Origin of the sequence: Salininema proteolyticum, assembly GCF_042685645.1 — a bacterium.
Lineage (GTDB): Bacteria > Actinomycetota > Actinomycetes > Mycobacteriales > Micromonosporaceae > Salininema > Salininema proteolyticum.
In genome coordinates this window covers 2,620,096-2,645,878 of the sequence record NZ_JBHUNX010000001.1, presented here as the reverse complement: position 1 = coordinate 2,645,878, position 25,783 = coordinate 2,620,096, and the positions used below count along the sequence as shown (strand labels likewise).

18 protein-coding genes and 3 pseudogenes are annotated in these 25,783 nt (G+C 68.4%); 13 read left to right on the top strand and 8 right to left on the bottom strand.

Features of this window, described 5'->3' with window-relative positions:
* Nucleotides 1-429 precede the first annotated feature (429 nt).
* Both ACFTE1_RS12320 and rsrA read left to right on the top strand, forming a co-directional pair.
* A pseudogene (locus ACFTE1_RS12320) lies at nt 430-1,188 on the top strand (sigma-70 family RNA polymerase sigma factor); the annotation flags it as partial.
* Between the two features lie 24 nt (nt 1,189-1,212).
* A complete protein-coding gene (gene rsrA, locus ACFTE1_RS12315) occupies nt 1,213-1,536 on the top strand; it encodes a mycothiol system anti-sigma-R factor (RefSeq protein ID WP_380762936.1) in 324 nt (107 codons plus the stop codon).
* A gap of 396 nt (nt 1,537-1,932) precedes the next feature.
* Here rsrA and ACFTE1_RS12310 read toward each other — a convergent pair whose 3' ends face one another.
* Together ACFTE1_RS12310 and ACFTE1_RS12305 are read right to left on the bottom strand one after the other, a co-directional pair.
* Entirely contained in the window at nt 1,933-2,508 is a 576-nt protein-coding gene (locus ACFTE1_RS12310; protein ID WP_380622860.1) for a TetR/AcrR family transcriptional regulator, read from the bottom strand.
* 959 nt (nt 2,509-3,467) lie between these two features.
* Entirely contained in the window at nt 3,468-3,575 is a 108-nt protein-coding gene (locus ACFTE1_RS12305) for a 50S ribosomal protein bL37 (RefSeq protein WP_380622862.1), read from the bottom strand.
* A gap of 929 nt (nt 3,576-4,504) precedes the next feature.
* Here ACFTE1_RS12305 and ACFTE1_RS12300 point away from each other — a divergent pair.
* On the top strand, nt 4,505-5,536 hold the full coding sequence (locus ACFTE1_RS12300) for an SIS domain-containing protein (protein WP_380623126.1): 1,032 nt from the start codon (nt 4,505-4,507) through the stop codon (nt 5,534-5,536).
* A 263-nt stretch (nt 5,537-5,799) separates the two neighbouring features.
* Here the strand turns inward: ACFTE1_RS12300 and dprA are convergent, their stop codons facing one another.
* The 4 genes and pseudogenes from dprA to ACFTE1_RS12280 all read right to left on the bottom strand — a co-directional run bounded on the left by dprA (nt 5,800) and on the right by ACFTE1_RS12280 (nt 10,090).
* Nucleotides 5,800-7,083, bottom strand: a complete 1,284-nt coding sequence (gene dprA, locus ACFTE1_RS12295; protein ID WP_380622864.1) for a DNA-processing protein DprA — start codon at nt 7,081-7,083, stop codon at nt 5,800-5,802.
* Nucleotides 7,084-7,298: 215 nt separating this feature from the next.
* On the bottom strand, nt 7,299-8,849 hold the full coding sequence (locus ACFTE1_RS12290; protein ID WP_380622866.1) for a YifB family Mg chelatase-like AAA ATPase: 1,551 nt from the start codon (nt 8,847-8,849) through the stop codon (nt 7,299-7,301).
* 64 nt (nt 8,850-8,913) lie between these two features.
* A pseudogene (locus ACFTE1_RS12285) lies at nt 8,914-9,201 on the bottom strand (YraN family protein); the annotation flags it as partial.
* A gap of 229 nt (nt 9,202-9,430) precedes the next feature.
* On the bottom strand, nt 9,431-10,090 hold the full coding sequence (locus tag ACFTE1_RS12280) for a M23 family metallopeptidase (RefSeq protein WP_380622868.1): 660 nt from the start codon (nt 10,088-10,090) through the stop codon (nt 9,431-9,433).
* A gap of 852 nt (nt 10,091-10,942) precedes the next feature.
* Between ACFTE1_RS12280 and rpsB the strand changes: the two genes are divergently transcribed.
* The 8 genes and pseudogenes from rpsB (at nt 10,943) to ACFTE1_RS12240 (ending at nt 19,189) form a co-directional block, all read left to right on the top strand.
* A complete protein-coding gene (gene rpsB / locus ACFTE1_RS12275) occupies nt 10,943-11,773 on the top strand; it encodes a 30S ribosomal protein S2 (RefSeq protein WP_380622870.1) in 831 nt (276 codons plus the stop codon).
* An 8-nt stretch (nt 11,774-11,781) separates the two neighbouring features.
* Entirely contained in the window at nt 11,782-12,591 is an 810-nt protein-coding gene (gene tsf, locus ACFTE1_RS12270) for a translation elongation factor Ts (RefSeq protein WP_380622872.1), read from the top strand.
* Between the two features lie 92 nt (nt 12,592-12,683).
* Entirely contained in the window at nt 12,684-13,391 is a 708-nt protein-coding gene (pyrH, locus tag ACFTE1_RS12265) for a UMP kinase (protein WP_380622874.1), read from the top strand.
* Between the two features lie 91 nt (nt 13,392-13,482).
* On the top strand, nt 13,483-14,040 hold the full coding sequence (gene frr / locus ACFTE1_RS12260; protein ID WP_380622876.1) for a ribosome recycling factor: 558 nt from the start codon (nt 13,483-13,485) through the stop codon (nt 14,038-14,040).
* Entirely contained in the window at nt 14,040-14,891 is an 852-nt protein-coding gene (locus ACFTE1_RS12255) for a phosphatidate cytidylyltransferase (RefSeq protein ID WP_380622878.1), read from the top strand. The genes frr and ACFTE1_RS12255 overlap by 1 nt, the downstream gene beginning before the upstream one ends.
* Nucleotides 14,892-15,079: 188 nt before the next feature.
* On the top strand, nt 15,080-16,195 hold the full coding sequence (gene rlmN, locus ACFTE1_RS12250) for a 23S rRNA (adenine(2503)-C(2))-methyltransferase RlmN (RefSeq protein ID WP_380622880.1): 1,116 nt from the start codon (nt 15,080-15,082) through the stop codon (nt 16,193-16,195).
* Nucleotides 16,196-16,212: 17 nt separating this feature from the next.
* Nucleotides 16,213-16,488, top strand: a pseudogene (locus ACFTE1_RS23680) (DivIVA domain-containing protein); the annotation flags it as partial.
* Between the two features lie 1,567 nt (nt 16,489-18,055).
* The gene (locus ACFTE1_RS12240; RefSeq protein WP_380622884.1) at nt 18,056-19,189 is read left to right on the top strand and encodes an NUDIX domain-containing protein; all 1,134 of its coding nucleotides are present in this window, start codon (nt 18,056-18,058) and stop codon (nt 19,187-19,189) included.
* Nucleotides 19,190-19,291: 102 nt separating this feature from the next.
* On the opposite strand, the gene betT is transcribed toward ACFTE1_RS12240, so the two are convergent.
* On the bottom strand, nt 19,292-21,436 hold the full coding sequence (betT, locus tag ACFTE1_RS12235; protein WP_380623128.1) for a choline BCCT transporter BetT: 2,145 nt from the start codon (nt 21,434-21,436) through the stop codon (nt 19,292-19,294).
* 216 nt (nt 21,437-21,652) lie between these two features.
* A complete protein-coding gene (locus tag ACFTE1_RS12230) occupies nt 21,653-21,874 on the bottom strand; it encodes a hypothetical protein (RefSeq protein ID WP_380622886.1) in 222 nt (73 codons plus the stop codon).
* Nucleotides 21,875-22,016: 142 nt separating this feature from the next.
* Between ACFTE1_RS12230 and ACFTE1_RS12225 the strand changes: the two genes are divergently transcribed.
* Entirely contained in the window at nt 22,017-23,582 is a 1,566-nt protein-coding gene (locus tag ACFTE1_RS12225) for a Rieske 2Fe-2S domain-containing protein (RefSeq protein ID WP_380622888.1), read from the top strand.
* Between the two features lie 73 nt (nt 23,583-23,655).
* Nucleotides 23,656-25,779 (top strand): MMPL family transporter, encoded by a 2,124-nt coding sequence (locus tag ACFTE1_RS12220; RefSeq protein WP_380622890.1) that lies wholly within the window; start codon nt 23,656-23,658, stop codon nt 25,777-25,779.
* The last annotated feature ends 4 nt before the right edge of the window (nt 25,780-25,783 follow it).

Here is a 25,783-nt window from a genome sequence, read left to right as displayed (position 1 = left end):
TGAGACTCGGCCCTACCGGGGCGTCGCGTCCCCGTTTCGAACCGATCCGACTGTGCGGAGTGACCCGTCGACGTCCGATCGCGACCTCGGGGAGGGAGCCGTGCTTCGTGAACGGTGTCCCCGCGGCCGCCGTTCTCGACGACGAGTGCGGTAGTGCGTTTTCAGCTGTAGCGGTGCCAGCTGCAGGTCGTACTCTGCAACCTAGACCTTCCGGGTCCGGGCGTCAACCTTCGCGGCACATACCGTCTAACGGACGTGGGTCCCACGGGGTTCTGCCACTGCACTATGTGGTGTGTCACAAGTGGTCGTGAACTGGGGCGACGTCGAACCGTTCGCGATCCGCCCCCTTCGGACCTGTGTCGGCGCTCATAGCGGAAATAACCGGGGGCCTCTTCGCGTTGAGCCGGATACACCACGGGAGGAGAGCACATGACGACCACGGCCACGGCGACGCTGCCCCGGGCGGAGCGCCACCCCCGCCGCGAGATTTCCACTGGAGCCCCCGAGGAGCAGGAGTCTAAACTGGCGAACGTGACAGTCAACAGCGTCGTAGGCTCTAAGGCATCCCGAGGAAATGAGGAGCCAGTGACGCCGAGTACGACCTCCGAGACCAGCGAAGAGCGCCGCGCCAGGTTCGAGCGCGAGGCCATGCCCCTCTTGGACCAGCTCTACGGCGCCGCCCTGCGTATGACCCGCAACCCCGCCGACGCCGAGGACCTCCTCCAGGAGACCTATCTCAAGGCCTACTCGAAGTTCCACCAGTTCAAGGCGGGGACGAACCTCAAGGCGTGGATGTACCGGATCCTGACCAACACCTACATCAACTCGTACCGGAAGAAGAAGCGCCAGCCGCTCACCTCGCCCACCGACGAGATCACGGACTGGCAGCTCGCCGAGGCCGAGTCCCACACCTCCAGCGGGCTCCGCTCGGCCGAGGTCGAGGCGCTCGACCGCCTTCCCGACAGCGACGTCAAGGACGCGCTGCAGGACCTTCCGGAGGACTTCCGGATCGTCGTCTACCTCGCCGATGTCGAGGGATTCTCCTATAAGGAGATCGCGGAGATCATGGGCACCCCCATCGGTACCGTCATGTCCCGGCTGCACCGCGGACGCCGCCAGCTGCGCGAGAAGCTGAGTTCCTACGCCGCCCGGTACGGCGCGGACGGCTCCCCGGACAGCGAGTCGAGCAGGGTGAAGGAGTTAAGAACCAACATGTGTGAGGAAGCCATGCCGACAGAGAACCACTCGGGCCGGGGCGACTGCGGCGACGTGATCGAAGCGGTCTACCTGTACCTCGACAACGAGTGCTCCGAGGATCGGCGTGCCGTGATCCGCCGGCACCTCGAAGAGTGCTCGCCCTGTCTCGCCGAGTACGGGATCGAACAGGAAGTGCGCACGCTCGTCCACCGCTGCTGCTCGCAGGAGCGCGCGCCGGAGAACGTCCGCGACCAACTGCGGGAGAAGCTAGCCGCCCTGGACAAGGTCGGCGACTCGGTCCTGCAGGGCGAGCGCGCCGTCGAGCACAACGAGGCCTGAGCCCGCCGTCGGCCGCAGAAGGGTCGGTCCGATCCCGAGCGGCGAGGCGCCTCCCGGGCGGTCGCCCGGAGCTGTGAAGACCCGTTTCAGGGCCGCTGGGCCCCGGGCCACACCGGACGGCACGGTGCTGAACGACCGCTCAGTCCGGGCCGGAACCGCCGACGGCGTCCACCGTCGTCACAGGAACGAGTTCGAGGGCCCCGTTCCGAGAACCCCGTCATGGACGGTGGGTTCTCGGAACGGGGCCCTCGTTCGTGTTGGGTCAGCCGTTCCATTCACTCTGCCCGCTCGCCGCCTCTCGGCCCTCGGCCGCCCTGCCGGCGATTGCCGCCGGCTCGCCGGGTCCGCGATCCGGGGCGGAACGCAGCGGGCGGTCGCGGCCCCGGGGCGGCCCGGTCACGCCCGGCTGTTGGCGTCGATCAGGCTCATCGAGATTTCCAGGGCGGCCTCGCGCATCTGCTGGTCGGTGTCGGTCTTCTGGCGTCCTCGCCAGGTCACCAGGCCCGAGTACAGGGTGGTGAGCGCGTCCCAGGCCCGGAGGCGGTTGGTCAGCGGTTCGTCCTGGTCCACGAGCAGGTCCCGCAGCCGGTCGAGCCGGTTCTGGAAGACGCTGCCCCTGTCCAGCCTCGTCAGGGCCGCCTGGTTGTGCTGCATGAAGCGCATGACGGGGACATGGCTCTGAACGACCTCCGCGTAGCGGCGGAGGAGCTCGCGGCGGGTCTCCAGGTCGCGCGGCTGCCGGTCTCCCCAGTCGCAGATGACGTCCACGTCTTTGGCGTAGGAGTCGAAGAAGGAGGCGGCGATGTCCTCCTTCGTCTTGAAGTGGTAGTAGAGCGCGGCCTTGGTCAGGCCCAGGTGCTCGGCGATCTCACGAAGAGAGGTCCGCTCGTACCCGTTCTCGCTGAACAGTTCGATGGCAGTCTTCTGGATGCGTTCACGGGTAGGTACGGGGTTCTGCGAAGTCTGGGTCATTAGTCTAAATCCATGGGCGAAGCGATCAACATGACCGCGGGCGGCAGTTCGTCGTACTGTACTACGTCAACTGCGACCAGTGGTTGACCGCCTCTGGGTCGGAGGCACCGCGGTGCCTCTGGTCTGAGTGTCGGGCATGCCGCCGACGGTCGACGTTCGCCGGCGTTCCTTTGTCGTCCATAACATTCTCTCCGAAAAGGCCGGTAATGACAAGCGGGGGACCGAAAACTGTCCGGTCTCGGCGGTGAATGGCATTGCGCCGACGGGCGAATCGGCCTCGGGGGCCGCGGTCGCGATTCGTTCCTGTGACTCCCCAAGGGAATGTGATGAAGACTCATAACAGGGTGGCAGCAGTGCCGAGTCGGGGATCGGCCAGTGGAATCCGGGAGTCAGGCGCCGCCGTTCCGGGCGGGCCGATTCCCCGATCGGCGCCCTCGGCCATTAGGTATTACCAATGGTACGGTCATGGGAAAATCCACATGGTGTCCGAGGTTCGTCGGGTTCTCGGCCGAGACTCCGCAGGGCGGTTCACGAGCGGGTGCCGAGTCCGGCCGGTCCGACGGCGAATAATCATGCGTCGTTTCCGCTGAAATAACATGCGTGCCTTCGCACTGATATCAGGATCGTCTGATCGTGCCCATCATATTGTAGACAATCAATTGAAACGAAACGTATCGTTTCGCGTTCAGTTGGTTCTGTCGCGGGCGCTGCCGGAATTCGGTGCCCGCAATTTTCGAATCTGCGCAGGCGGCCGATTTGTCGATCTTTGTCGGAATATCGTCGATATTGTTGTTTTCGGAGAACTGGCCGCATGAGGAAGGCGCCCGCCTGTTCCTCCGGCCGGCCCCGCGAAAGGCCCGACGGAGGATCGGCACCCTGCGCCGCAGGGGCGAAGGCCAGGCGGGCGGCTTCGCCGCCGTTCGGGCCGGGACAGTCCTCAGTGGCCCGACGAAACGGCCCTAGCTGTTCGGGCGCTTGCCGTGGTTGGCCTTCTTCCTCTTGCGCGCCTTGCGCTTGCGTGCGGCTTTCGCCATGGTCCGCGCACCTCCTCCCGTTGCCTCGGTCATTTCCGCCCCACGATACATCCGGAAGGTCGGAAAACCGGCTCGGACAGCGCTTTCCGCCCGCGGTTCGTTCCTCGCCGTTCTTTTCGGGCCCGCCTTCTCCCGGGATGCCGGCCGTTTTCCGAGCGCGGACTGCCGATCCCTGCTCGTTTCCGTTCGTTCATCCGTCGCGGTGCGCCGCCCGCGCCGGCCGATCGGCGTTCACCCGCTGAGGCGAGTGCTTCTCCTGTGTGCGGCCCGGGCTGCGCACGCGTCGGGGCGTCTGGAGTCAGCCTTGGCTCATCATCGGCGTGTTCCTTGTGAAAACAGTGGTCATGGCGGTGATGTGTCGATGAGATCCCGAGGACTCCGGCGGCGGTGTGCGGGCGGTGGAGGGTCTGGTTATCCGGATCTCTTCTTCCGTGCGGTCGGCCCTGTGGACATGATGAGAGCGGACCCTCTATCCTAGGGATGAAAGTTTATAATTCAAAACAGCGAATATCGCGCAATACTGCGCACAGAACGTTCTCATTTTGATCGTTTTGGTTTCGGTGCTCTGGGGTGCGGCTACTCGTCCAATCGTCGACAAGCAGGTCCGCGGCATCTCCACAGCGGAGATGCGGACGGCACGCTGTTCGGCTCGAATGAACGAAGGTGACCGCTTCTGCGATCATTCAATGCGTAATGATCACGGCAGGCAGCTGCACCGCGAACCGGGTGCGGGGTGGATCGTCGCGGCGGCCTCCGCGTCCGACGATGGCGCGGCGATCGTGCCGAATGGGATAGGCGCAGGCCAGAGTGGTCGAATCGCCCGTTCCGGTCCGCGATTCGAGCGAAGCTTGGACAATCGGCAGTGAGGCACGCCCAGGCGCGCCGCGTGATGTTCGAAGTTCTGCACATGACCAAGGAGCGCAACTGTGAACGACACGACGCAGGCCAAGCCTGGCGCGGGTATGGCTGCCGACATCTCCGAGCAGCCGGAGGTATACGCCGGCCTGATCGACAACGGCATGAGCGAGATTTCCGCCGTGGCCGCGGCCATCGCCGAACGCCGTCCCCGGTCCATCGTGTTCACCGCCCGCGGGACCTCGGACCACGCCGCCCTCTACGGTGCGTACCTCTCCGAGATCCGCCTGGGAATTCCCGCCGGCCTGGCCTCGCCGAGTGTGGTCACCGTCTTCGACGCCCGCCCCGACTGGAAGGACTCGCTGGTCATCGCGGTCAGCCAGTCCGGTGGATCGCCGGACCTCGCCGCCGTCGTCAAGGCGGCACGCGAGTCGGGCGCCATGACTCTGGCGATCACCAACAACCCGAACTCCCCGCTGGCGGCGGAGGCCGAGTTCCACATCGACGTCCGCGCCGGACACGAGCGCGCCGTGGCCGCCACCAAGACCTACACCGCGGAGCTCCTCGCGCTCTTCCTCCTGTTCGAGGGTATCCGCACGGGCGACGGCAAGCTGGAGGGAACCGAGACCGGCCTGCTGTCGAAGCTGCCCGAGCTGGCCTCGGACGTCCTCACCCACAGCACCGCTCCGGACCTCGCCGGCCGCTACCGCTTCGCCGAGCGCTTCGTGACCACCGGCCGCGGATACGCCTACCCGACCGCGCGCGAGACCGCCCTCAAACTGATGGAGACCTCCTACCTCCCCTCTCTGGCGTTCTCCGGCGCGGACCTGCTCCACGGCCCGTTGGCGATGGCCGACCCGGGCGTTCCGGTGCTGGCCGTCGTCGGCTCCGGCCCCGGAGGCAAGGCCATGCACGACGTCCTCGGCCGCCTGGAGAACCAGCGCGCGGACATCGTCATCGTCGGATCGTACGACCTGCAGGGCCAGACGGCCCGAATGGCGACCCCGGACATCGACGAGCGGATCGCCTCGATGCTGGACATCCTGCCTCTGCAGCAGCTCGCACTTCACCTCGCGCTCCAGCGCGGTGAGAACCCCGACGCGCCGCGCGGCCTGAAGAAGGTCACCGAGACCGTCTGACGGACGCCGGACTTACGGGATACCGGTTATCGAACGGGCCTCCGAACGGCGTGAACCGCGCCGGTCGGGGCCCGTTCGTGTGTCCGGCCGCTGTCGGCGAGCGCGGAGACGGGCGAATTCCGCCGGCGGACTTCCGTCGGCGCCGATGGAAGTCCGTTCAAAGCAGCGGCCGTCCGTTCGCGCCGGAGGGCGCCCGTTCGCCGGCACGAACGCGGCGGGCACCGCGACCTGACGATGGTCTCGACCGGAACACCACCGTGTCCTCATCTATCTACGGGCAGCCGCCACCTCCCCTCGACGCATTGGACCCAACCGGTCGAGGCCAACCGCTCCAGAACCTTCGCGGTCTCGGCGACGGGCAGCCCCGCGTCCGACGCGACGGCGGCGGTCTCCCGGACCCACCCGCGCCGGAGGACTTCGACGACGCGCGCGTCCGCCTCATCGAGCCGGTCCATGGGCCGATCATCGGCGGATGAGTCGGGCTCGGCGACGGCTTCGAACGGCGCCAGGTCCGCTATGACGTCGGCAGCCGATGTCACCAGTCGGGGCTCCCAGCATTCCCTGGCCATCTGGTGCACGCCCGCGGAACTGGCCGAGGTGATGGGGCCGGGGACGAACATGAGGGTCCGGTCCAGTTCCGCGGCGAGGCGTGCCGTATGGCGAGCTCCCGATCGGGAAGCGGCCTCTACGACAATAGTTCCCCTGGTCAGGGCCGCTATGACTCGATTGCGGGTGAGAAAGCGATGGCGTCGCGGACTGAACCCCGGAGGCCACTCGCTGAGCAGGAGTCCGGTGTCCGCGATCTTGGTGAAGAGGCGTTCGTTCCCCTGCGGATAACCCTGGTCGACGCCGCAGGCGAGCACGGAGACGGTGGGCGAATGCGCCGACAGGGCGCCCTGGTGGGCGGCCCGGTCGATGCCGTAGGCGCCGCCGGAGACGATCGTCCAGCCGGCCTCGGCGAGCTCGAAGGCCATGTTCTCCGCGGCCAGGCTGCCGTACTCGGTACAGGCGCGGGAGCCGACGATGGAGACGGCCCGGTCGAGGAACTCGGTGAGCGAGAGCTCGCCGCGAACCCACAGGCACCTCGGAGGACGCATGTGGGGCTGGCTTTCGTCCGAGATCGCGTAGAGGTCCGAGAGCTGATCGGGCCAGTCGTCGTCGGAGGGTACGAGGACCCGTGATCCGCACGCGGCGGTGAGCCGGTGCATCTCGTCGGCCAGGACGTGCGGCGAAGCGTGCCGCTCGACGGAGGCGCGTGTCAGCAGCGAAACGCGATCGGGGAGGTCTCCCGACCAGACGGCGCGGACGGTCTCCGGCGCGCCCTCCGCCTCGACCAGGTCGTCGACGTCGCTGTCCCCCGGTTCCACGATGGCCGACAGGACCATGCGGGCCGATCGGTCGTCCAGGAGGTCGGAGAACCCGGTACCCGTGACGGTGGTCGGGGGCGGCGCCGGCGTCGCCGACTGGTCGGGCGCCGTGTCGGGCGGCGGCGGGCCGAACCGCTCGAAGTCCGAGGGCGTGGAGGCAGGGCCGTCGGGGGGTTCCACGCAGGGGACCTCTCGAGTAGGAGCCTCCGAGGGACTCGGACCGGGGAACTCCCCGCACGGACCGGCCTCCGCGCCCTCGGTTCCGGTGGAGTGCGGGGAGGCGGGGTCGGAACACGGCGGCGCAACCGAGCGCGGTGCTGTGGAATCGCGGCACGGGCGCGCCGCGTCGGAATGAGCGGCACGAGCGGCGAGTCGGTCGATCAGCGAGCGGATGGTCATGATGTGGCTCCTTTGAGTCCTAGTCGGAATTCGCATGCTTCGTGGACGTCCGCAGGTCGAGGACTGTCGTGCCCGCCCAGGTCGGCGATGGTCCAGGCGAGCCTCAGCACCCGGTCGTAACCGCGGGTGCTGAGGCGGCCCTTGCGGAGAAGGTGGTCCAGCTGCCGAGTCGTGCTACCGGGCAGCCGCAGGTTGGTGGCGCGCAGCCGATTGCCGGGCACCTCGCCGTTGCAGGTCCAGGGTTCGCCCATGGAGCCCCACCGCTCCTTCGCGGCTCGGCGGGCTCGGAGCACCCTCTCGGCGACGACCGCGCTGTCCTCGACGTCGACGAGATCGGTGAGGATGGACGACGGCTTGGGAGGCTGCACATCGAGCTGCAGGTCGACACGGTCGAGGAGGGGTTTCGACAGCCGGTTCATATAGCGCCGGCGGGCGGTGGCCGAGCAGGTGCAGTCCGCCGGCCGCAGCGCCGCGCAAGGACAGGGATTGGCGGCGAGCACCAGCAACACCCTGGACGGATAACGCATGACGGCCCCGGCGCGGTGAAGGATCACCTCGCCGCTCTCGACGGGTTGCCGAATGGACTCGAGGACCTCCCTCTTCCATTCGGGCGCTTCGTCGAGGAAGAGCACCCCGCGGTGTGCCAGGGAGAGCGCGCCCGGACCGATGTCGGTATGGCCCCCGCCGACGAGCGACTGCATGGTGCTCGAATGGTGCGGCGCCTGGAACGGGGCGAACCTGATGAGCCCGTCCCGGGCGGTGCCGGAGGACGGGTGCAGGGAGTGCACGCACGTCACTTCCAGGGACTCCTGGTCGGAAAGCGGCGGCAGGATCGACGGCAGACGCTCGGCCAGCATGGTCTTCCCCGACCCCGGCGGCCCGACGAAGAACACGTTGTGGCGCCCGGCGGCGGCGAGTTCGACCGCACGGCGGGCGAAATCCTGACCTCGGATATCGGCCATGTCGGGCAGAGCCTCTGGGGAGGACGGCCCGGGCGGCTCCGGCGGCGGGATCTCCGCCCGCCCGCGGAGCCAGTCCACCAGTTGGCGGAGGCTGCCGGGCGAGACCAGTTCCAAACCGTCGGCCAGGCTCGCCTCCGAAGCGTTCTCCGCCGGGACCACGGCGGTCGACAGCCCGGCCTCAGAGGCGCGGAGGAGGGCGGGGAGGACGCCGGACACCGGGCGGACACTGCCGTCGAGCCCGAGCTCGCCGAAGAAGAAGGACTTCTGCAGCCGCTCGGCGGGGACCAGCCCGGAGGCGGAGAGGATGCTGACGGCGAGCGGTAGGTCGACCGCCGTTCCGCGCGTGGGAACGGACGCCGGAGCGAAATTGACGGAGATGATCTGGTCGGGCAGGTGGAAGCCTGAGTTGGCGATGGCCGACCGGATCCTGGTCTGGCTCTGGGCGACGGCGCTGTCGGGCAGTCCGGACAGCTGGAAGCGGCTCTTCTCCTGGGAGGAGACGCACGGCGTCACCGACGTCTCCACGGTGAGAAGCTCGGCGTGCGACCCGGTGAGGCAGACGGTGTGTACTTTTCCGTAACCCACGGCGAATTCCTTTCTGGTGCAGAACCCGGCACCGACCGTCGGGGTGCAGCAGGACCCCGACGAGATCGAGCCGGATGTCGCGGCGGACGAGGTTCTTCGAGGACTCCCACCGGCGGGCCCCGGCCAGGAGCCTGTCGATCTGGCAGGCCCCGGTGACGTCGAGCGGCGCGGCGTAGGCGGGATTGCGGGTCGTCTTCACCTCGCAGACGACGAGGGTGGGGCCGTCGCGGGCGAGGATGTCGATCTCGGTGCGTCCGTGGCGCCAGTTCCGCTCCAGGATCTGGTACCGGTCCCTTCGGAGGTGGGCTACGGCGAGCGACTCTCCGACGCGGCCGAGCTCGGCGGTGGTCATCGTGTTCATGTGTTCGCGGACCTTTCATGGCGTGTCTTCAAGGCGTGTCGGCGCCGATGGGCGGCTCTGTCGAGGAGCGCGCCGGCGGAAGCGCCGGGCGGGCCGAGAGTTTCGCGTCGGTCGACGCGCAGGCGATGCCGGGCGGTGCTGTGTGCGGTGATGTGTGCGATGCCGGGACGTGTTGTGTGCGGTGACGGGAGGTGCGAGGCGACGGCGGAGGCGGACACTCTCACCGGACGCGCGGGAGCCCCCGCCGGCTATAGGACCGACTCCTCTCCCGACAGCGGCGGCATAGCGACGGGCGGAAGCCCCTGCGGGTTAAAGAGTCGGCCGGGCCCGACAAGGGGAGGAGGCGGACGAGCCCGTATCCCCAGAGGAGGCGGGGATCGAGGTACCGGTCGCCGAGCTTGACGCCGAAATGGAGGCAGGCCGCGGAGGGACAGGACGCGTGGCCCGGGGCGAGCTCGCCGATCACCTGCCCGACCGATACGCGGTCCCCCGGCGAGACCGCGGGCTCGACGGGCTCGTAGGTGGTGCGGACGCCGCCGGAATGCTCGATGGAGACGACGCCCCGGCCGGCGAGCTCGGCGGCGAAGACCACCGTGCCGCTCCCCGCCGCGGTGACGTCCGAACCGGGGGCGGCGGCGAGGTCTATGCCCCGGTGCCCGGGCAGCCAAGGCCGGGAGGGCGGGTTGAAGGGCGTGGCGATGCGGACCGACCCGGTGGGAGGCCTCCACCGGCGCTCGCCGGACTCGGCGGCGTGCTCCGTGTCCGACGGCTCCTGGGCTTTGACGGACAGGGGCGACCCGGTGGTGGCGAGTATGGCGATGGCGCCCGTCATGGCGGCGATGACGAGGAACGTGACTATGAATGCGTGCAGACGATGCATGTGGAGATCGTGCGGGAGAAGTCAAGGAAAGGGAAGAAAAAGTTTTCGGCCTGTGGATAATAATGTTCGTCATTTGATCTATTTAGGGGATGAACAGGCATTTCATGAGGTCAATGCTCGAACGGCCCCTTCGTCCGCGAATGAACGGCCGATCATTTCATCGGGCGTTCTTTGTATAGGGGATCCGTTATTCGGGGGAGGGCGGATTGTCGTATAACGCCGGTTTGCCCGACGGGTGGAACCCGGGCCCTCCGGGGGCGCGCGGCGTGTCGGAACTCCACCGCGCCCCACGCGTTTCCCGACCTGGATCCACCGGAGGTGAGCGGCGTGTCTGGTGTGAGGCGCCGTGTCGCCGGCCGGGCGGCGGGGGTCGCGGCGGCAATGCGCGGATCTATCGGGTGAAAATCACGCGCGCACGGAACATCCCCGCTGATCAGGTGTTGGGAAGATCTCGCGTGGGTCCGGGGTCACTGTGCCCCACCATGCTGGTCGGGCCGGTGGGAGACCACGTACACTGAGGGATAGCAACGCGGGCGGTCAATGCTGCCCACGTTGACTTCGCGCATCTCGAGCGGGGCCGGATTCACGGCCCGCAAGACGCTGCTCTACAGGTCCGTTCTGTGCAGAGGTCTGTTCGCGTGCGCCGGACTGTCGCGGATCCGAAACGGTCGCGCCCCTGGGGGCGGCCGGATCGAAAGCGCCCACGCGGCGCGGAACGCCGAAGAGTCCGGGCATCGTCGAACAAGCCCCCGCAGGACCGGTCGAGGCCGGTCCGACAGGGCGGTGGAGCGGCGCGGAGATGCCAGGAGCGGGGACGACCCGCTGTGAACCGAAACGAGAGGACGATCAAAAGTGGCAGCTGTCACCATGCGCCAGCTCCTTGAGAGCGGCGTGCACTTCGGGCACCAGACCCGTCGCTGGAACCCGAAGATGAAGCGTTTCATCCTGACCGAGCGCAACGGTATCTACGTGATCGACCTGCGCCAGACGGTCGACTACGCGCAGAAGGCCAACGACTTCGTGAAGAACCTCGTCGCCGAGGGCGGCCAGGTCCTCTTCGTGGGCACCAAGAAGCAGGCCCAGGAGTCGATCACCGAGCAGGCGCAGCGCGTGGGCATGCCCTACGTCAACCACCGCTGGCTCGGCGGAATGCTGACGAACTTCCAGACCATCAAGAAGCGCCTCATGCGCCTCAAGGAGCTGGAGATCATCGAGGCCAACGGCGCCCCGGGCCGCACCAAGAAGGAACTGCTGCAGCTCATGCGCGAGAAGGACAAGCTCGAGCGCTCGCTCGGCGGTCTCCGCGACATGGACAAGCTTCCGCAGGCGGTCTGGATCGTCGACACCAAGAAAGAGCACATCGCCGTCGGCGAGGCCCGTAAGCTGGGCCTGCCGGTCGTCGCGATCCTCGACACCAACTGCGACCCCGACGAGGTCGACTTCCCGATCCCGGGCAACGACGACGCGATCCGCTCGGTCAACCTGCTGACCAAGATCGTCGCCGACGGCATCGCCGAGGGCCTCCTGGCCCGCAGCTCGGGCGCCGAGGCCGACGCCGGCAAGACCGACGGAGAGCCGCTCGCCGAGTGGGAGAAGGACCTCCTCGAGGCCGACAAGAAGACCGAGACCGAGAAGGTCGTCGAGCCTGCCGGCGAGAAGACCGAAGAAGCTGCGGAGAAATAGGGAGAAGCATGGCCAACTACACGATGGCCGACGTCAAGCGCCTTCGTGAGGCGACCGGCGCCGGAATGATGGACGTCAAGAAGGCCCTCGAGCAGACCGAGGGCGACTACGATGCCGCCGTCGAGGTCCTGCGCATCAAGGGTGCGAAGGACGTCGGGAAGCGCGCCGAGCGCACCACCGCCCAGGGCCTGGTCGCCCAGTCGGGCAAGACGATCCTCGAACTGCGCTGCGAGACCGACTTCGTGGCCAAGTCCGGCCCCTTCATCGAGCTGGCCCAGAGCCTGGTCGAGGCCGCCGACGAGGCCCGTCCGGCCGACGCCGCCGCTTTCGGCGCCGCCAAGATCGGCGAGAAGACGGTCTCCGAGGTAGTTCAGGAAGAGTCCGCCAAGATCGGCGAGAAGCTCGAGATCGGCCAGATCGGCTCGCTCGACGGTGAGGTCAGCGCCTACATGCACCGCCGTTCCGCCGACCTGCCGCCGGCCGTCGGCGTGCTGGTCCAGTACAGCGGAGACGCCGAGGCGGCCCGCCAGGTGGGCATGCAGATCGCCGCGATGCGTCCGAAGTACCTCAAGCGCGAGGAAGTTCCGGCCGACATCGTCGAGGGCGAGAAGCGCGTCGCCGAGGAGACCGCGAGGGAAGAGGGCAAGCCCGAGCGCGCCTGGCCCAACATCATCGAGGGCAAGGTCAACGCCTACTACCGCGACTTCGTGCTGCTCGAGCAGAACTCGATCGTGGACAACAAGAAGAAGGTGCAGGCGATTCTCGACGAGTCCGGCACCACCGTGACCGGCTTCCTGCGTTTCGAGGTCGGCCAGTAGAGGGAACGGCGAGCCCAGGTTCGCTGCGCCCGCAACGCACTTGATGGGGCGGCGGTCTACGCCGCCCCACATTTCTATGCTGAGGAGAAGTCGTGAGTTATCGCCGTGTGCTGTTGAAACTGTCGGGAGAGTCCTTCGGAGGCGGAGCCGTGGGAGTGGACCCGGACGTCGTCCAGGAGATCGCGGTGCAGATCGCGGCGGCCGTCGACGCCGGCGTGCAGGTCGCCGTGGTCATCGGCGGCGGCAACTTCTTCCGCGGCGCCGAGCTGCAGAAGCGCGGCATGGAGCGCACCCGCGCCGACTACATGGGCATGCTCGGCACGGTCATGAACTCGCTGGCGCTGCAGGACTTCATAGAGAAGCAGGGTATCGACACGCGCGTCCAGACGGCCATTTCCATGGCGCAAGTGGCCGAGGCCTACATTCCCAGGAGGGCCATCCGGCACATGGAGAAGGGCCGCGTGGTCATCTTCGGCGCCGGCGCGGGCCTCCCGTACTTCTCCACCGACACGGTGGCCGCCCAGCGCGCGCTGGAGGTCCAGGCCGAGGTCGTCCTGATGAGCAAGAACGGTGTCGACGCGGTCTACACGGCAGACCCGCGCACCAATCCCGACGCGGAGCGCATCGAGGACATCACCTACGAGCAGGCCCTCAAGGACGAGCTCCAGGTCGTCGACCAGACCGCGTTCAGCCTGTGCAAGGACAACAGCCTGCCGATGCAGGTGTTCGGGGCCGACGGCGACGAGAACCTGCGCCGCGCTCTGGTGGGCGAGCGCCTGGGCACCTTCATCCACGCCTGAGCGCCGAAGGCGGGGCGACCGTCGTCGCCCTCCGCCCCGGGGCGGCTAAAGTCATTACCTAAAGACCTTCCTACGAGAATGTGAGTAAGCCGTGATCGACGAGATCCTGCTCGAAGCCGAGACCAAGATGGAGGGCGCGGTCCACCACGCCCGCGACGAGTTCTCGACCATCCGCACCGGCCGGGCCTCCGCCGCCATGTTCAACCGCGTCATGGTCGACTACTACGGCGCGCCGACTCAGTTGACCCAGGTGGCCTCCATCGGCATCCCCGAGCCCCGCATGGTCATCGTCAAGCCCTTCGACATGTCCCAGATCGATGCCGTCGAGCGCGCCATCCGCGACTCCGACCTGGGCCTGAACCCCGCCAACGAGGGCAGCCAGCTGCGTATCAACCTGCCCCACATGACCGAGGAGCGCCGCCGTGAAATGGTGAAGCTCGTCAAGTCCAAGGGCGAGGACTCCAAGGTCGCGGTGCGCAACGTCCGCCGCAAGGCCAAGGACGAGATCGGAAAGCTAGTCAAGGACAAGGAGGCCTCCGAGGACGAGGGGCACTCGGCCGAGAAGGAGCTCGACGACCTGACCGCTCGCTACGTCTCCCAGGTGGACGACGTCATGCAGGCCAAAGAGAACGAACTGCTCGAAATCTGATGGAGCGTCTCGACGACTCGCCGGCCCCGGCCGAACCCCGGCGCCCCTCGTCCGGCCGGAACCTCCCCATCGCCATCGGAGTCGGGGTGGTCCTGGGCGCCGCCGTCGTCGGCTCGCTGCTGTGGCAGGCGACGGTGTTCTTCGCCCTCGCCTGTGCCGCTCTGGCCATCGCCTGCTGGGAGACGGCCACGGCGATGCGCAAGGGCGGCCGCCCGGTCCCGGTCTGGCTGCTGACCGCGTGCGGTCCGCTGATCGGTGCGATGGCGTGGTTCGGCGGAGGCACGGGGCTCGCGCTGGGAACGGCCGTCGCCGTCGCCGCGGTGCTGGTGTGGCGCCTCGCCGAGGGAGCCACCGGCTACCGGGCCGACGTGGCCTCCTCGGTGCAGCTGGTGGTGCAGGTGCCGTTCCTTGCCGGCTTCCTCCTGCTGCTGGCCCAGTCGGACGACCGAGGTCCGATGAAGGTGCTCGTGCTGCTGCTGATGGTGGTGCTCTCCGACACGGGCGGTTACACCGCCGGAGTGCTTTTCGGCAGGCATCCGATGACGCCGCGGATCAGCCCCAAGAAGTCCTGGGAGGGCCTGGCCGGCTCTGTCGTCGCCGCCGCCGCGGGCGGCGCGGCGGCGTGTTGGCTGATCTTCTCCTTCCCGGTCCACCTCGGCCTCGCCTTCGGAGCTACGATCGCTCTGGCTGCTACCCTAGGTGATCTCGCCGTCTCCCTCCTCAAGAGGGACCTGGACATCAAGGACATGAGCCACTTGATTCCCGGGCACGGGGGGCTGATGGACCGCTTGGACTCCATCGTCATGGCCGCGCCCCTGGGCTTCCTCTGGTTCACGTACCTGCTCGGCTGACAGTTCCCTGAGTGGTCCCCGCAGTGTGCCGTCCGCATCCGCCGACGGTAGGGAGCGGGGGAGCCACGGACGGTGAAAGCACAGTACACCGCCTTGAAAGAGGCCCGAACGGGTACCCGAAAGCACCCGGTCGGATGTGCCGTGCGATTGGCAATACCCACCTGATCCATGCGAGACTAGATCACGACATGTCTGTAGCACTTACTCTGAGCGAACCGAGGCAGCGCGTCAAGCCGCCTCGGCATCTCGCCGACCTCAGCCTTGGCGAATGCCAGGACGTCCTGGCGGAGCTGGGGCAGCCCGCCTTCCGCGCCAAGCAGATCCGCCGCCAATACTATGCCAACCACCTGACGGACGCGTCGGCCATGACCGACCTCCCCGCCTCGGCGCGGGAGGACATCGGCAAGGCCCTCCTGCCGCGCCTGCTCAATCCGGTGCGCGTCGACTCCTGCGACGGGGGCGAGACGGTCAAGGCGGCGTGGCGGCTGCATGACAACGCCCTGGTGGAGAGCGTCATCATGTCGTACCCCGACAGGGTGACGGCATGCGTCTCCTCGCAGGCGGGCTGCGGAATGGCCTGTCCGTTCTGCGCCACCGGCCAGGCCGGGCTGACGCGCAACCTGACGACGGCGGAGATCGTCGACCAGGTCGTGCACGCGGCCAGGCTCTCCGAAGAGCGGGGCCTGGGCCGCCTGAGCCATATCGTGTTCATGGGCATGGGGGAGCCGCTGGCCAACTGGGCCCGGCTGAAGAAGGCGCTCCGTATCATTACGTCCCCGAATCCTGAGGGTATCGGCCTGTCGGCGAGGCACGTCACGGTGTCCACCGTCGGCCTGGTTCCCGCGATCGGGAAACTGGCCGAGGAGGGGATGCCGGTCACTCTGGCGGTGTCCCTGCACGCCCCGGACGACGAACTGCGCGACGAGCTGGTCCCGATCAACACCCGCTGGAAGGTCGGCGAGGTGTTGGGCGCGGCCTGGGACTACGCCGCGAAGACCAAGCGCCGCGTGTCGATCGAGTACGCCATGATCCGCGACGTCAACGACCAGCCTTGGCGGGCTGATCTGTTGGCGCGCAAGCTGGCAGGCAAGCTCGCGCATGTTAACCTGATACCGCTGAACCCCACCCCGGGCAGCAAGTGGGACGCCTCTCCCGCCCCAGTACAGGACGAGTTCGTGGCGCGTTTGCGCGCCGGAGGCGTGCCGGTCACGGTGCGCGACACACGAGGCCAGGAAATCGATGGCGCCTGCGGGCAGTTGGCCGCGGCCATCCGTCAGGACCAGCGTCAAGACGCGGCCAAGTAGGGAAGGTGGCTCATCAAGTGGCTAGTCACGGAGATCGTTTCCGCCGTCGGGCTCTCAGCCGCGGCTACAAGGTCGACGAGGTAGACGACTTCCTGGATCGGGTCGAGGCCACTTTGGCCGGCGAGCCCGTCGGCAGTTCCCCGGTCAAGGCCGCGGAGGTCGACGACGTCGTCTTCCGCGTGCGCTTCGGCGGCTACGACGAGTGGCAGGTGGACGTCTACCTCGACCGCGTGGCTCGCCAGCTGGCCGAACTGGAGGAGCGCGGAGTGCTCGGCAAGGCGCCCGCCCCCGACTACGGCAAGCCCGGAGAGATCGAGGCGGCGCCCGAGTCCAGCGGGTTCGGCGCCCCAGTCGAGCAGCAGGGCGCGTTCGGCGAGCCCCAGCAGGGTTTCGCCGAGCAGCAGTCCGCCTTCGCCGCCGCGCCGCCCCCGCAGCCACAACCTCAGCCCCAGCCGCAGCCCAATCCCGCCGCCGCCACGACCGTCATGCCTTCCCAGCGGGGCGTGGACGACGCGGAGGGGTTCGGCCACCTGCGAGCGGGCAATGACGATGACGAGGGCTTCGGATTCCTGGCCCCGCCGGCCAACGGCCCCGACCCCGACGACCCGTTCGCCAAGCCGGCGCCCGCGCCGGCTCAGGGCGGTTTCGGCGGAGGCGCCTTCGACCCGGAGCCGGCCCCCGAGGCGGCCCCGGCGCCGGGGGCGTTCAACGACGCCGCTTCGGCCACCCAGCAGCTTCCCCTGGCCGGCGACTCTTCGACGGCCGACACCCAGCCCCTGGGCGGCGGTTTCCAGCCGCAGGCCGGGAGCCGTCCCGCCCCGCAGGCGGGCGGCATGCCCAACGCGGGCCAGGGGTTCGCGCCCCGCCCGATGGACGCCGACGCCACCCAGATCCAGCCCCCGGTCGGCGGTGCCGCCTCCGTGCCGCGCCGCGCCGAACCGGAGGCCCCCGGTTTCGGCGCCGCCTACTCGGACCAGCGCGGCCAGTTCTCCGACACCGGTTCGCGCCGGGCCGCCCCGGTCGAGCCTTCGCAGCCGGAGACCCCTTCGCGCGGCTTCGCGGCCCCGGAGCAGGGCTTCGGCGCTCCCGATCAGGGTTACGGCAATGCCGACCAGGGTTTCGGGGGAGGAGACCAGGGATTCTCGGTGGAGGTGCCCCTCGGCGGACGCCGCGCGCGGCGCTACGCCGAGGAGGAGCCCAACGCCGGTTTCGCCGGCCAGTCGACGCCCCCGCCCGTGGAGGAGCGCGGTTTCGGCGCTCCGCGCGGCGGTTTCGACCGCGGCGCCAACCCCAACCCGACTCCGCCCGGCGCGGCCTCCGTGCCGGCGCAGCACGACGCGCCCTCCGCTTACCGCGGCTTCACCGGGGCCCGCGCCGCCGCGACGCCTCCCGCGGGCGGCCGTGCTGCCCACCCGTACGAGGGACGCACCGCCTACGACCCGCCGGGGCGCCACGGCCGCGAAGAGATGACCACCGAGATGCGCGCGACCGACTCGCCGTTCTCCCCAGACGACCTGCAGCGTCTGGAGATGCTCCGCAGGGGCTTCCAGCCGCGCCGCTTCGGTTCGGGGTACGACCCCGAACAGGTCAACCGGATCTTCGACGCCGTCACCGCGGCCATGACCGGGCGCAATCCGGTCCCGTTGTCGGACAGGGAGCTCGACACCAGCCAGTTCTCGCTGGTCCAGGGCGGATACTTCGAGGCCGAGGTGGAGTCGGCGCTGCGCGAGATCAGAGAGATCTTCTCCAGCCGTGGTATGATGCGCTAGTCCGCGCCCCCTGGACGAGACTCAGTGCCACCGGCCTTGCGCCGGTGGCACTTTCGCTTGCCACCGCATTCTACGAAGAGACGAGGCGCTTGTGAGGGAATCAGTCAACGACCTGCAGCACATAGTCCGCCGGCTTCGGGCCATGGCGTCCGACGCCCTGTACTGGGGGGCCGACCGGCATCTCCTCCCGTCGTGGGAGGAGGTCAGAGGGTTGACGGCCCGGCTGCAGGCGCGGACGGACTCCCTCGGCGCCGAGGCGATCGAGCGCCATTACCGCGCCGACATCAACCTCCAGGCGCCGCGGGCGGGCCTCGAGGTCGCGGTGGACTGCGCCGACGGAGAGACGGTCTCGCGCCGCTGGCGGCTGGACTACGGCGAGAACATCGTCCACCGACTCCGGGACGTCGAGTACGAGGTCCAGGCGGAGTCCCCGGCCCGCATGATCGGCCTGAGCGACACCGACAGGGCCGGGCACGGCGGCCCGCAGACGACCCTCTGGATCCACCGTTTGACCAGTCCGTGCGACTCGTTCACGGTGGAGCAGCGCGTGCGGAACTCCACGGAGGACCTCGCCGGCGCGGCCCTGCCGGTGCACGACGTCCTCGACGCCGCGCCGAGGCCCAAGAGCCTGCGGGTGACCGAGGAGGAGGCGCGGATCCTCGGGGAGATCGGGTCGGTCGTCGCGTCCATGGTGCCCCGGGCGGAGAACTTCTGGGGCCACGAGAAGCTGGAGTCCCTGGCCGACGACCTGCGCTCCATCGAAGTGGCCGACGTGGACCGGGCCGGAGCGGTCTGGACCCCGCGCCCGACCGTCGGGACGGGCATCGGAGCGGAGTGCGCCATCTTCAACGCGGCGGGGGAGATGCTCCTCGTGCTGAGGCTGGACACCTCGACATGGTGCATTCCCGGCGGAGCCACCGAGATTGGCGAGCTGCCGGCCGAAGCGGCCCTGCGGGAGGCCAAGGAGGAGACCGGGATCGACGCCGACCTGCTCGGACCGGTGAGGCTGTTCTCCGGCCGCCACGGCAGCCACGTCCGAATCGGGGCGATCAGCACCTACCTGGCCACGGTCCGGGACCCGGAGCAGGCGGCCCGGCCGCAGCCGCAGGAGGCGCTGGAGGTCCGCTGGGTGAGCCGCGAGGAGTCGCGGGACCTGGAGTACTTCCACGCGCACTCGGAGAAGGTGCCGTGGGCCTTCGCGACCTATGAGCGTTCGGGCCGGTGACGCGGCGGGCCGGGGCGTACCCCGGCCCGTTCGCGTTTCGCCGCGTGTCCGGGCGGCGGGGCGGGATTCCGCCGCCGTGCGCGCCCGGCGCGGCCCGCGCGGTTACGAGTCGGCCTGGGCGCGTTCCACGCCCTCCTCGACGACGGTGCTCTGCTCGTCGAGCTCCCCCGACTCCGGCAGCGGCGAATGGCCCGGCGCCTCGCGGGAGAGCCGCAGGAACTCCAGGTGCCGCTCGTAGTTGTCGAGGATGTCGCCGATCATCTGGCTCTCGGTGTAGCCCATGACGTCGTAGCCCAGATGGGTGTTGTTGACGTAGACCTCGACGCGCCAGTAGGAGTCCTCGCCGGCGGCGTGGTTGAACGCGAAGGCCGGCATCTGAGCGGACTCGGGCCGCAGCAGGTAGGCGAAGTGCTCCTCGTCGTCCATGCCGACCTGCAGCTCGATATAGGGCATGTCGGTGGTCTCGTCCATTGACTTGACGACCTCGACCTCGTCGAAGCCGCGCGAGCGGACCTCGGCGGCCACGGCCTCGACGGCGTTCAGCGCGGTGGAGGCGAGGTAGTCGCTGGTCTGCCGGCGCGTCGGGTACGACAGGGCACGCCCCAGCCTCTGGCGCCAGGAGCGCGCCGCCCCGCCCGAACCGGGGGCGCGCTCGGCCAGCTGGGCGGACCGGGCGAGGTTCCCGGCCTCGACCCGGTAGGCCTCGACGCGCAGGGCCTTCCACAGCCCCCAGATCACGAGGTACATGACGATGGAGAACGGCAGCCCCATGACGATCGTTATGCCCTGCAGGGCGCTGATCCCGCCGGCGATCATGATGGCGATGGTCAGGACGCCCAGGAGCACCGACCAGAAGATCCTGAGCCAGCGCGCGGAGTCCTTGGTCGGGTCGGTGGCCTTCGAGGAGCAGTTGCCCAGCACGACCGCGCCGGAGTCGGCGGAGGTGACGAAGAACAGCAGCCCCACGAGGGTGGCCAGGCCGATGAGGAACAGCCCACCCGGGTACTGCTGGAGCAGGCCGTAGAAGCCCTGTTCGGGATGGGCCATGGTGGCCGCCCCGTAGGCCGGGTCCTCGTCGACGAGGGAGAGCGCCGCGTTGCCGAAGATCCCGATGAAGAGGGCCACGAAGAGGAAGGGGATCACCAGGGCGCCGGTGACGAACTGGCGGATGGTGCGTCCGCGTGAGATCTTGGCCAGGAAGAGCCCCACGAACGGGGCCCACGCGATCCACCAGGCCCAGAAGAAGAGCGTCCAGGCGTTGAGCCAGTCGGCGGGTGGGTCGTAGCCGAAGGTGTCGAAGGTGAGCGGGACGAACTCGGTGATGTAGTCGCCGACGTTGAGCACCAGCTTGTTGAGCAGCTGGACCGGCCCCTCGGCGATGGCCACGTAGAGCATGAGCCCCATGGCGAGGACGACGTTGACCTGTGACAGCAGCTTGATGCCGCGGTCGACGCCGGAGACGGCCGAGACCGTCGCCAGGACGACGGCCATGGCTATGAGCGCGACCTGCAGCGTCAGGCTCATCGGCCAGCCGAAGAGCACGTGGAGGCCGTAGTTGAGCTGGACGATGCCGATGCCCAGGCTGACGGCCACGCCGAAGACCGTGCCGAGGATCGCGGCTATGTCGACGGCGTCGCCGACCGGGCCGTGGATCCGCTTGCCGAAGATCGGGTAGAGCGCCGAGCGGATCGACAGCGGCAGGCGGTACCGGTAGGCGAAGTAGGCGAGGGCGCAGCCCATGATGGCGTAGACCGCCCAGCCGGTGATGCCGTAGTGGAAGAGGGTCCAGACGATCGACATGCGCGCGGCCTCGATCGTCCCTCCGTCGCCGGTCGGCGGCCCGAGGTACTGGGAGACCGGCTCGGCCACCGAGTAGAACATGACGCTGATGCCGATCCCGGCGGCGAAGAGCATCGCCGACCACGAGAACAGGCTGAAACTCGGCTGGGAGTGGTCCGGGCCGAGCTTGACCTTGCCGTACCGGGAGGCGGCCAGCCAGACGATGAAGACCACGAAGACCGCCGCGGTCAGGAAGTAGTACCAGCCGAAGGTCCCGGATATCGCGGATACGACGGCGTTGATGGCCTTGTCGGCCGTGTCCGGCACGGCCATGGCCCACCCGCTGAGGGCCAGCACGCCGAACGCGGAGATCCACAGCACCGGCCGGTTGACGGGGTTGACCTTTCGTTCAGGCGCGTCCGCGTCCTTGCCGCCGGTGGCGTCGGCCTCTTCGGGCCTGGTCATCATGGTGGTCACAGTGGTTCCTCAGTGGAGTTCGGGGGCGCCGGTCCCGTGAGGCGGGGAGCGGCAGGCCCCGGAGATGAAGAAAAGCCATATGAAAATAACTCATGCGAAGCGAGGGGGTATCACTGAGTAGCGGCACTGTGACTCTGTGCGAATAAATGGGAGGATTGGGCACGAAAAACCCGCCGCCGGAGAGGCGGCGGGGAAGTGCGGGCGAGGCTAGCGCCAGCCGCGCTTGCGCATGGCGGCGTCCGACACCACGAAGCCCACCAGGACCAGAACGCTCAGGTAGATGAAGACGTTCTCGATCCAGCCGGTGTGGTTCCCCAAGCGGAACAGCAGGATGACGGCGGCGGACGCGAGCAGGACGGAGTACAGGCCTTTGCGGCTCGTGGGCTTGTCCTGGTCGGGCGAGGTGACCTGTTCTTCGGCGGCGGACACTGGCAACTCCTTCTCGACGTGCTCTTACCGCATCAGTCTGCCAGAACACAGACCCACATCATAGGCGGCATGATGGAACTGAGATGTGGTTCCCAAGTCGGTATTCTATAGTGGCAATCCACGAAACCTGAGGGAGACGCGAATGCGCATCACCGGAACCGGGCATGCCAGTATGCTCATCGAGACCGCCGCGGGGACCATCCTCACCGACCCCTGGGTCAACCCCGCCTACTTCGCCTCCTGGTTCCCCTTCCCCGACAATTCCCAGCTGGACTGGAAGGCCCTCGGGCGGACCGACTTCCTCTACGTCTCCCACCTGCACCGCGACCACTTCGACGCCGACAACCTGCGGGAGAACATCTCCAAGGACACCACCGTCCTGCTGCCCGAGTACCCGACGTCGGAACTCGAGGACGAGCTGCGCGAACTGGGATTCCACAAGTTCATCCGCTCGAAGAACGAAGAGGTCTTCGAGATCGGCGAGGGCGTCAAGGTCATGATCCAGGCACTCACCTCGCCGACCGACGGCCCCATCGGAGACTCCTCGCTGTGGGTCGAGGACGCCGACGGCACCCGCCTGCTCAACCAGAACGACGCGCGCCCGACCGACCTGACCACCTTCCTCCAGCACGGCCCCCTCCACGCGCACCTCCTCCAGTTCTCCGGCGCCATCTGGTACCCGATGGTCTACGAGATCCCCGACAAGGCCAAGGAGGCCTTCGGCAAGCAGAAGCGCGAGCGCCAGTTCGACCGCTCCCTGCGCTACATCGACGACGCCAAGGCCGACTGGGTCTTCCCCATCGCCGGACCGCCCTGCTTCCTCGACCCCGACCTCTACCGGTTCAACGACGTCTTCGACGACCCGGGCAACATCTTCCCCGACCAGCAGGTCTACGTCGACTGGCTGGAGACCCAGGGCAAGGAGAACAACGTCGTCCTCATGCCCGGCACCGTGGTCGACCTCGACCACACCGGCCGCATCGAGACCAAGCACCCCGTCGAGGACGTCCGCGAGTGGTTCGACAAGAAGGCCGACCACCTCAAGGCCTTCCAGGAGCGCGAGCTCGACCGCCTCGCCGAGATCAAGGCCTCCTGGAGCCACCCGGAGATCGAGGTCCTCCCGACCCTCCGGGAGCGCATCCAGCCGCTCATGGAGGAGTCGAACCTCATCGCCCAGGGCGTCGGCGGCCCCGTCCGCTTCGACCTGACCGCCGACGACTCCGACGAGATCGTCGAGTCGGTCCTCTTCGACTTCCTGGAGAAGGTCATCGTCCCCGACGACGGCCGCAAGGTCCGCTACCGCTTCCGCACCGAGCGGCGCCTCATCCAGCACCTCCTGCACATCGAGGAGCCCGACTGGGTCAACTCGCTCTTCCTCTCCTGCCGCTTCACCGCCGCGCGCATCGGACAGTACAACGAGTTCATCTACGTGTTCTTCAAGTGCCTCAGCCGCGAGCGCCTGCAGTACGCCGAGGGCTGGTACGAGGAGCAGGCCCCCGACGAGGAGAACATCACCATGCAGGGCCACACCTTCCAGCGGCGCTGCCCGCACCTGAAGGCCGACCTGTCGGTGTTCGGCAAGATCGAGGGCTCCACCCTGACCTGCCAGATGCACGGCTGGCAGTGGAACCTGACCAACGGCAAGTGCATCACCAGCGCCGGCCACCCGCTGCGCGTGGTCGAGGAGGAGGCCGAGGCCCACTCCTAGCACCGAAAGCACTGAGAGGGAAGGACCCCTCGCGTAGTCTGTCGGAAGACGACTGACGCGGGGGGGGTCCTTCATGTTCCAACGCCTGGGGAACGGCGTGGTCCGGCTGCGGTGGGCCATTCTGGCCGGCGCGCTCGCGGTGTTCGCCGCGGGCGTCCTCTGGGGTCTGGGCGTGTTCGACGAGTTCGTCTCTGGCGGGTACTTCCCCGAGGACTCGCGGGTCGCGCGGGACGCGGACCGGATCGAGCAGGTCTTCGGCGAGACCGGTTCCAACCTGGTCGTCCTCTACGAGGGCGAAGGGCTGTCCATCGAGGACGCGGAGTTCGAGAAGGCCGTGGAGGACGCGGCCGAGAAGATGCGCGCCCTGGGCGGGATCGACGAGGTCACGACCTACTACGAGGCCGCCCGGCTCGACCCGGCGCTAGCGGCGCCGATGGCCTCCGAAGAGGGCGACGCCGTCATCACCACCGCCGACATCGCCGGCGAGAACGACAGCGAGGTCGCCGACCGGTTCCAGGAGCTCGAGCCGGAACTGGAGCGGGCCGGCCCCCTGACGGTCCGCCTCGGTGGCCCGGTGGCGATGGGAGACGACCTCAACGAGCAGATCCAGTCCGACCTCGTCACCGCCGAGGCGATCTCCTTCCCCGTCCTCCTGGCCATCACCGTGGTCGTCTTCGGGGCACTGGTCGCGGCGTGTCTGCCGCTTCTCATCGGAGCCCTGGCCATCCTCGGCGGCTTCACCCTGACCCACCTCATCGCCGGGTTCGCCGACGTCAACGTCTTCGCCGCCAACGTCATCACCATCATCGGCCTGGGCATGTCCATCGACTACAGCCTCTTCGTGCTGCGCCGCTTCCGGGAGGAGATGTCCGAAGGGAAGGGCCGGCGCGCCGCCGTGGCCGGCACGCTCTCCACGGCCGGGCGCACCGTCTTCGTCTCCGGCACCGTCATCGTCCTGTCCGTGGCCGGGCTCCTCCTCGTCGACCTGCCCTTCCTGCACGGGATCGCCTTCGGGGCCATGTCGGCGGTGGCCATGGCCATGCTCTCCGCGATCGTCGTCCTGCCCGCCGTCCTGTACCTCCTGGGGGAACGGGTGGAGAAGGGGCGGATGCCGTGGCGCAAGGGCGCCGCGGCGGACCCGGCCAAGGGCGTCTGGAGCCGCGTGGGCGGGTTCGTCATGAACCGGCCCTGGGGCGTCCTGGCGGGAACGGTCGCCTTCCTCGCCGTGCTGGCGGCGCCGGTGCTGTCCTTCCACCCCGGAATGGTCGATGAGAACCAGTTGCCCGAAGGGGCCCCGTCCCGCCATGTGTCTCAGACGGTCGCCGAGGACTTCCCCGGCGGGGACGAGCGGACCATGGACGTCATGATCCGCGGCGGCCGGGCCAACTCGGCCTCGACGCTGGAGGCCGTCTCCGGCCTCGACCACGTCGCGGGCATGGACCCGGTGGAGCGCTCGGGCGACGCCACGCTCTACCGCCTCGTCTACGACAGCGACACCTTCAGCACCGAGACCCGCGACCTGGTGACCGCGGTCCGCGACGCGGGCATCGGCGACGCGGAGGTGGCGGTGCAGGGACCGCCCGCCGAGTTCCAGGACTCCCTGACGGCGCTGGGCGAGGGGCTGCCCTGGGTCGTCCTGTTCATCCTGGCCGTCACCTTCGTGATCCTGTTCCTCGCCTTCGGGTCGGCGGTCCTGCCGCTGAAGGCCGTCCTCATGAACGCCTTCGGGCTGGCCGCCGCTCTGGGCGTGACGGTGTGGATCTTCCAGGAGGGCCACCTCTCGGGACTGCTCGGCTTCACGGCCACCGGCTACCTGGAGGCGTCCTCGCTGCTGCTGATGGGCGTGCTCATGTTCGCCCTGTCGACCGACTACGAGGTCTTCCTGCTGTCGCGCGTGCGCGAGGAGCGGGACGCGGGGGCGGACAACCGGACGGCGGTCCTGCGCGGCATGCAGCGCACGGGCGGCGTGATCACGGCCGCCGCGGTGATCCTCATCGTCGTGGTGGGGGCCTTCGCCATGAGCGACGTGGTGTTCCTCCAGATGATCGGCGTCGGGATGGCGGTCGCGATCCTGTTGGACGCGACGGTGGTCCGTATGCTGTTGGTGCCGGCCACCATGCGGCTGCTGGGAGACGCGAACTGGTGGATGCCGCGATGGAGCCGGGGACTCTACCGCCGCTACTCGATCAAGGAATGACCCC

What these genes read in the sequence shown, in the direction of transcription:
- rsrA (WP_380762936.1), top strand. Translation starts at nt 1,213, where the DNA reads ATGTGTGAGGAAGCCATGCCGACAGAGAACCACTCGGGCCGGGGCGAC.
- ACFTE1_RS12310 (WP_380622860.1), bottom strand. Translation starts at nt 2,508, where the DNA reads ATGACCCAGACTTCGCAGAACCCCGTACCTACCCGTGAACGCATCCAG.
- ACFTE1_RS12305 (WP_380622862.1), bottom strand. Translation starts at nt 3,575, where the DNA reads ATGACCGAGGCAACGGGAGGAGGTGCGCGGACCATGGCGAAAGCCGCA.
- ACFTE1_RS12300 (WP_380623126.1), top strand. Translation starts at nt 4,505, where the DNA reads ATGGCTGCCGACATCTCCGAGCAGCCGGAGGTATACGCCGGCCTGATC.
- ACFTE1_RS12280 (WP_380622868.1), bottom strand. Translation starts at nt 10,090, where the DNA reads ATGCATCGTCTGCACGCATTCATAGTCACGTTCCTCGTCATCGCCGCC.
- tsf (WP_380622872.1), top strand. Translation starts at nt 11,782, where the DNA reads ATGGCCAACTACACGATGGCCGACGTCAAGCGCCTTCGTGAGGCGACC.
- ACFTE1_RS12255 (WP_380622878.1), top strand. Translation starts at nt 14,040, where the DNA reads ATGGAGCGTCTCGACGACTCGCCGGCCCCGGCCGAACCCCGGCGCCCC.
- rlmN (WP_380622880.1), top strand. Translation starts at nt 15,080, where the DNA reads ATGTCTGTAGCACTTACTCTGAGCGAACCGAGGCAGCGCGTCAAGCCG.
- betT (WP_380623128.1), bottom strand. Translation starts at nt 21,436, where the DNA reads ATGATGACCAGGCCCGAAGAGGCCGACGCCACCGGCGGCAAGGACGCG.
- ACFTE1_RS12225 (WP_380622888.1), top strand. Translation starts at nt 22,017, where the DNA reads ATGCGCATCACCGGAACCGGGCATGCCAGTATGCTCATCGAGACCGCC.
- ACFTE1_RS12220 (WP_380622890.1), top strand. Translation starts at nt 23,656, where the DNA reads ATGTTCCAACGCCTGGGGAACGGCGTGGTCCGGCTGCGGTGGGCCATT.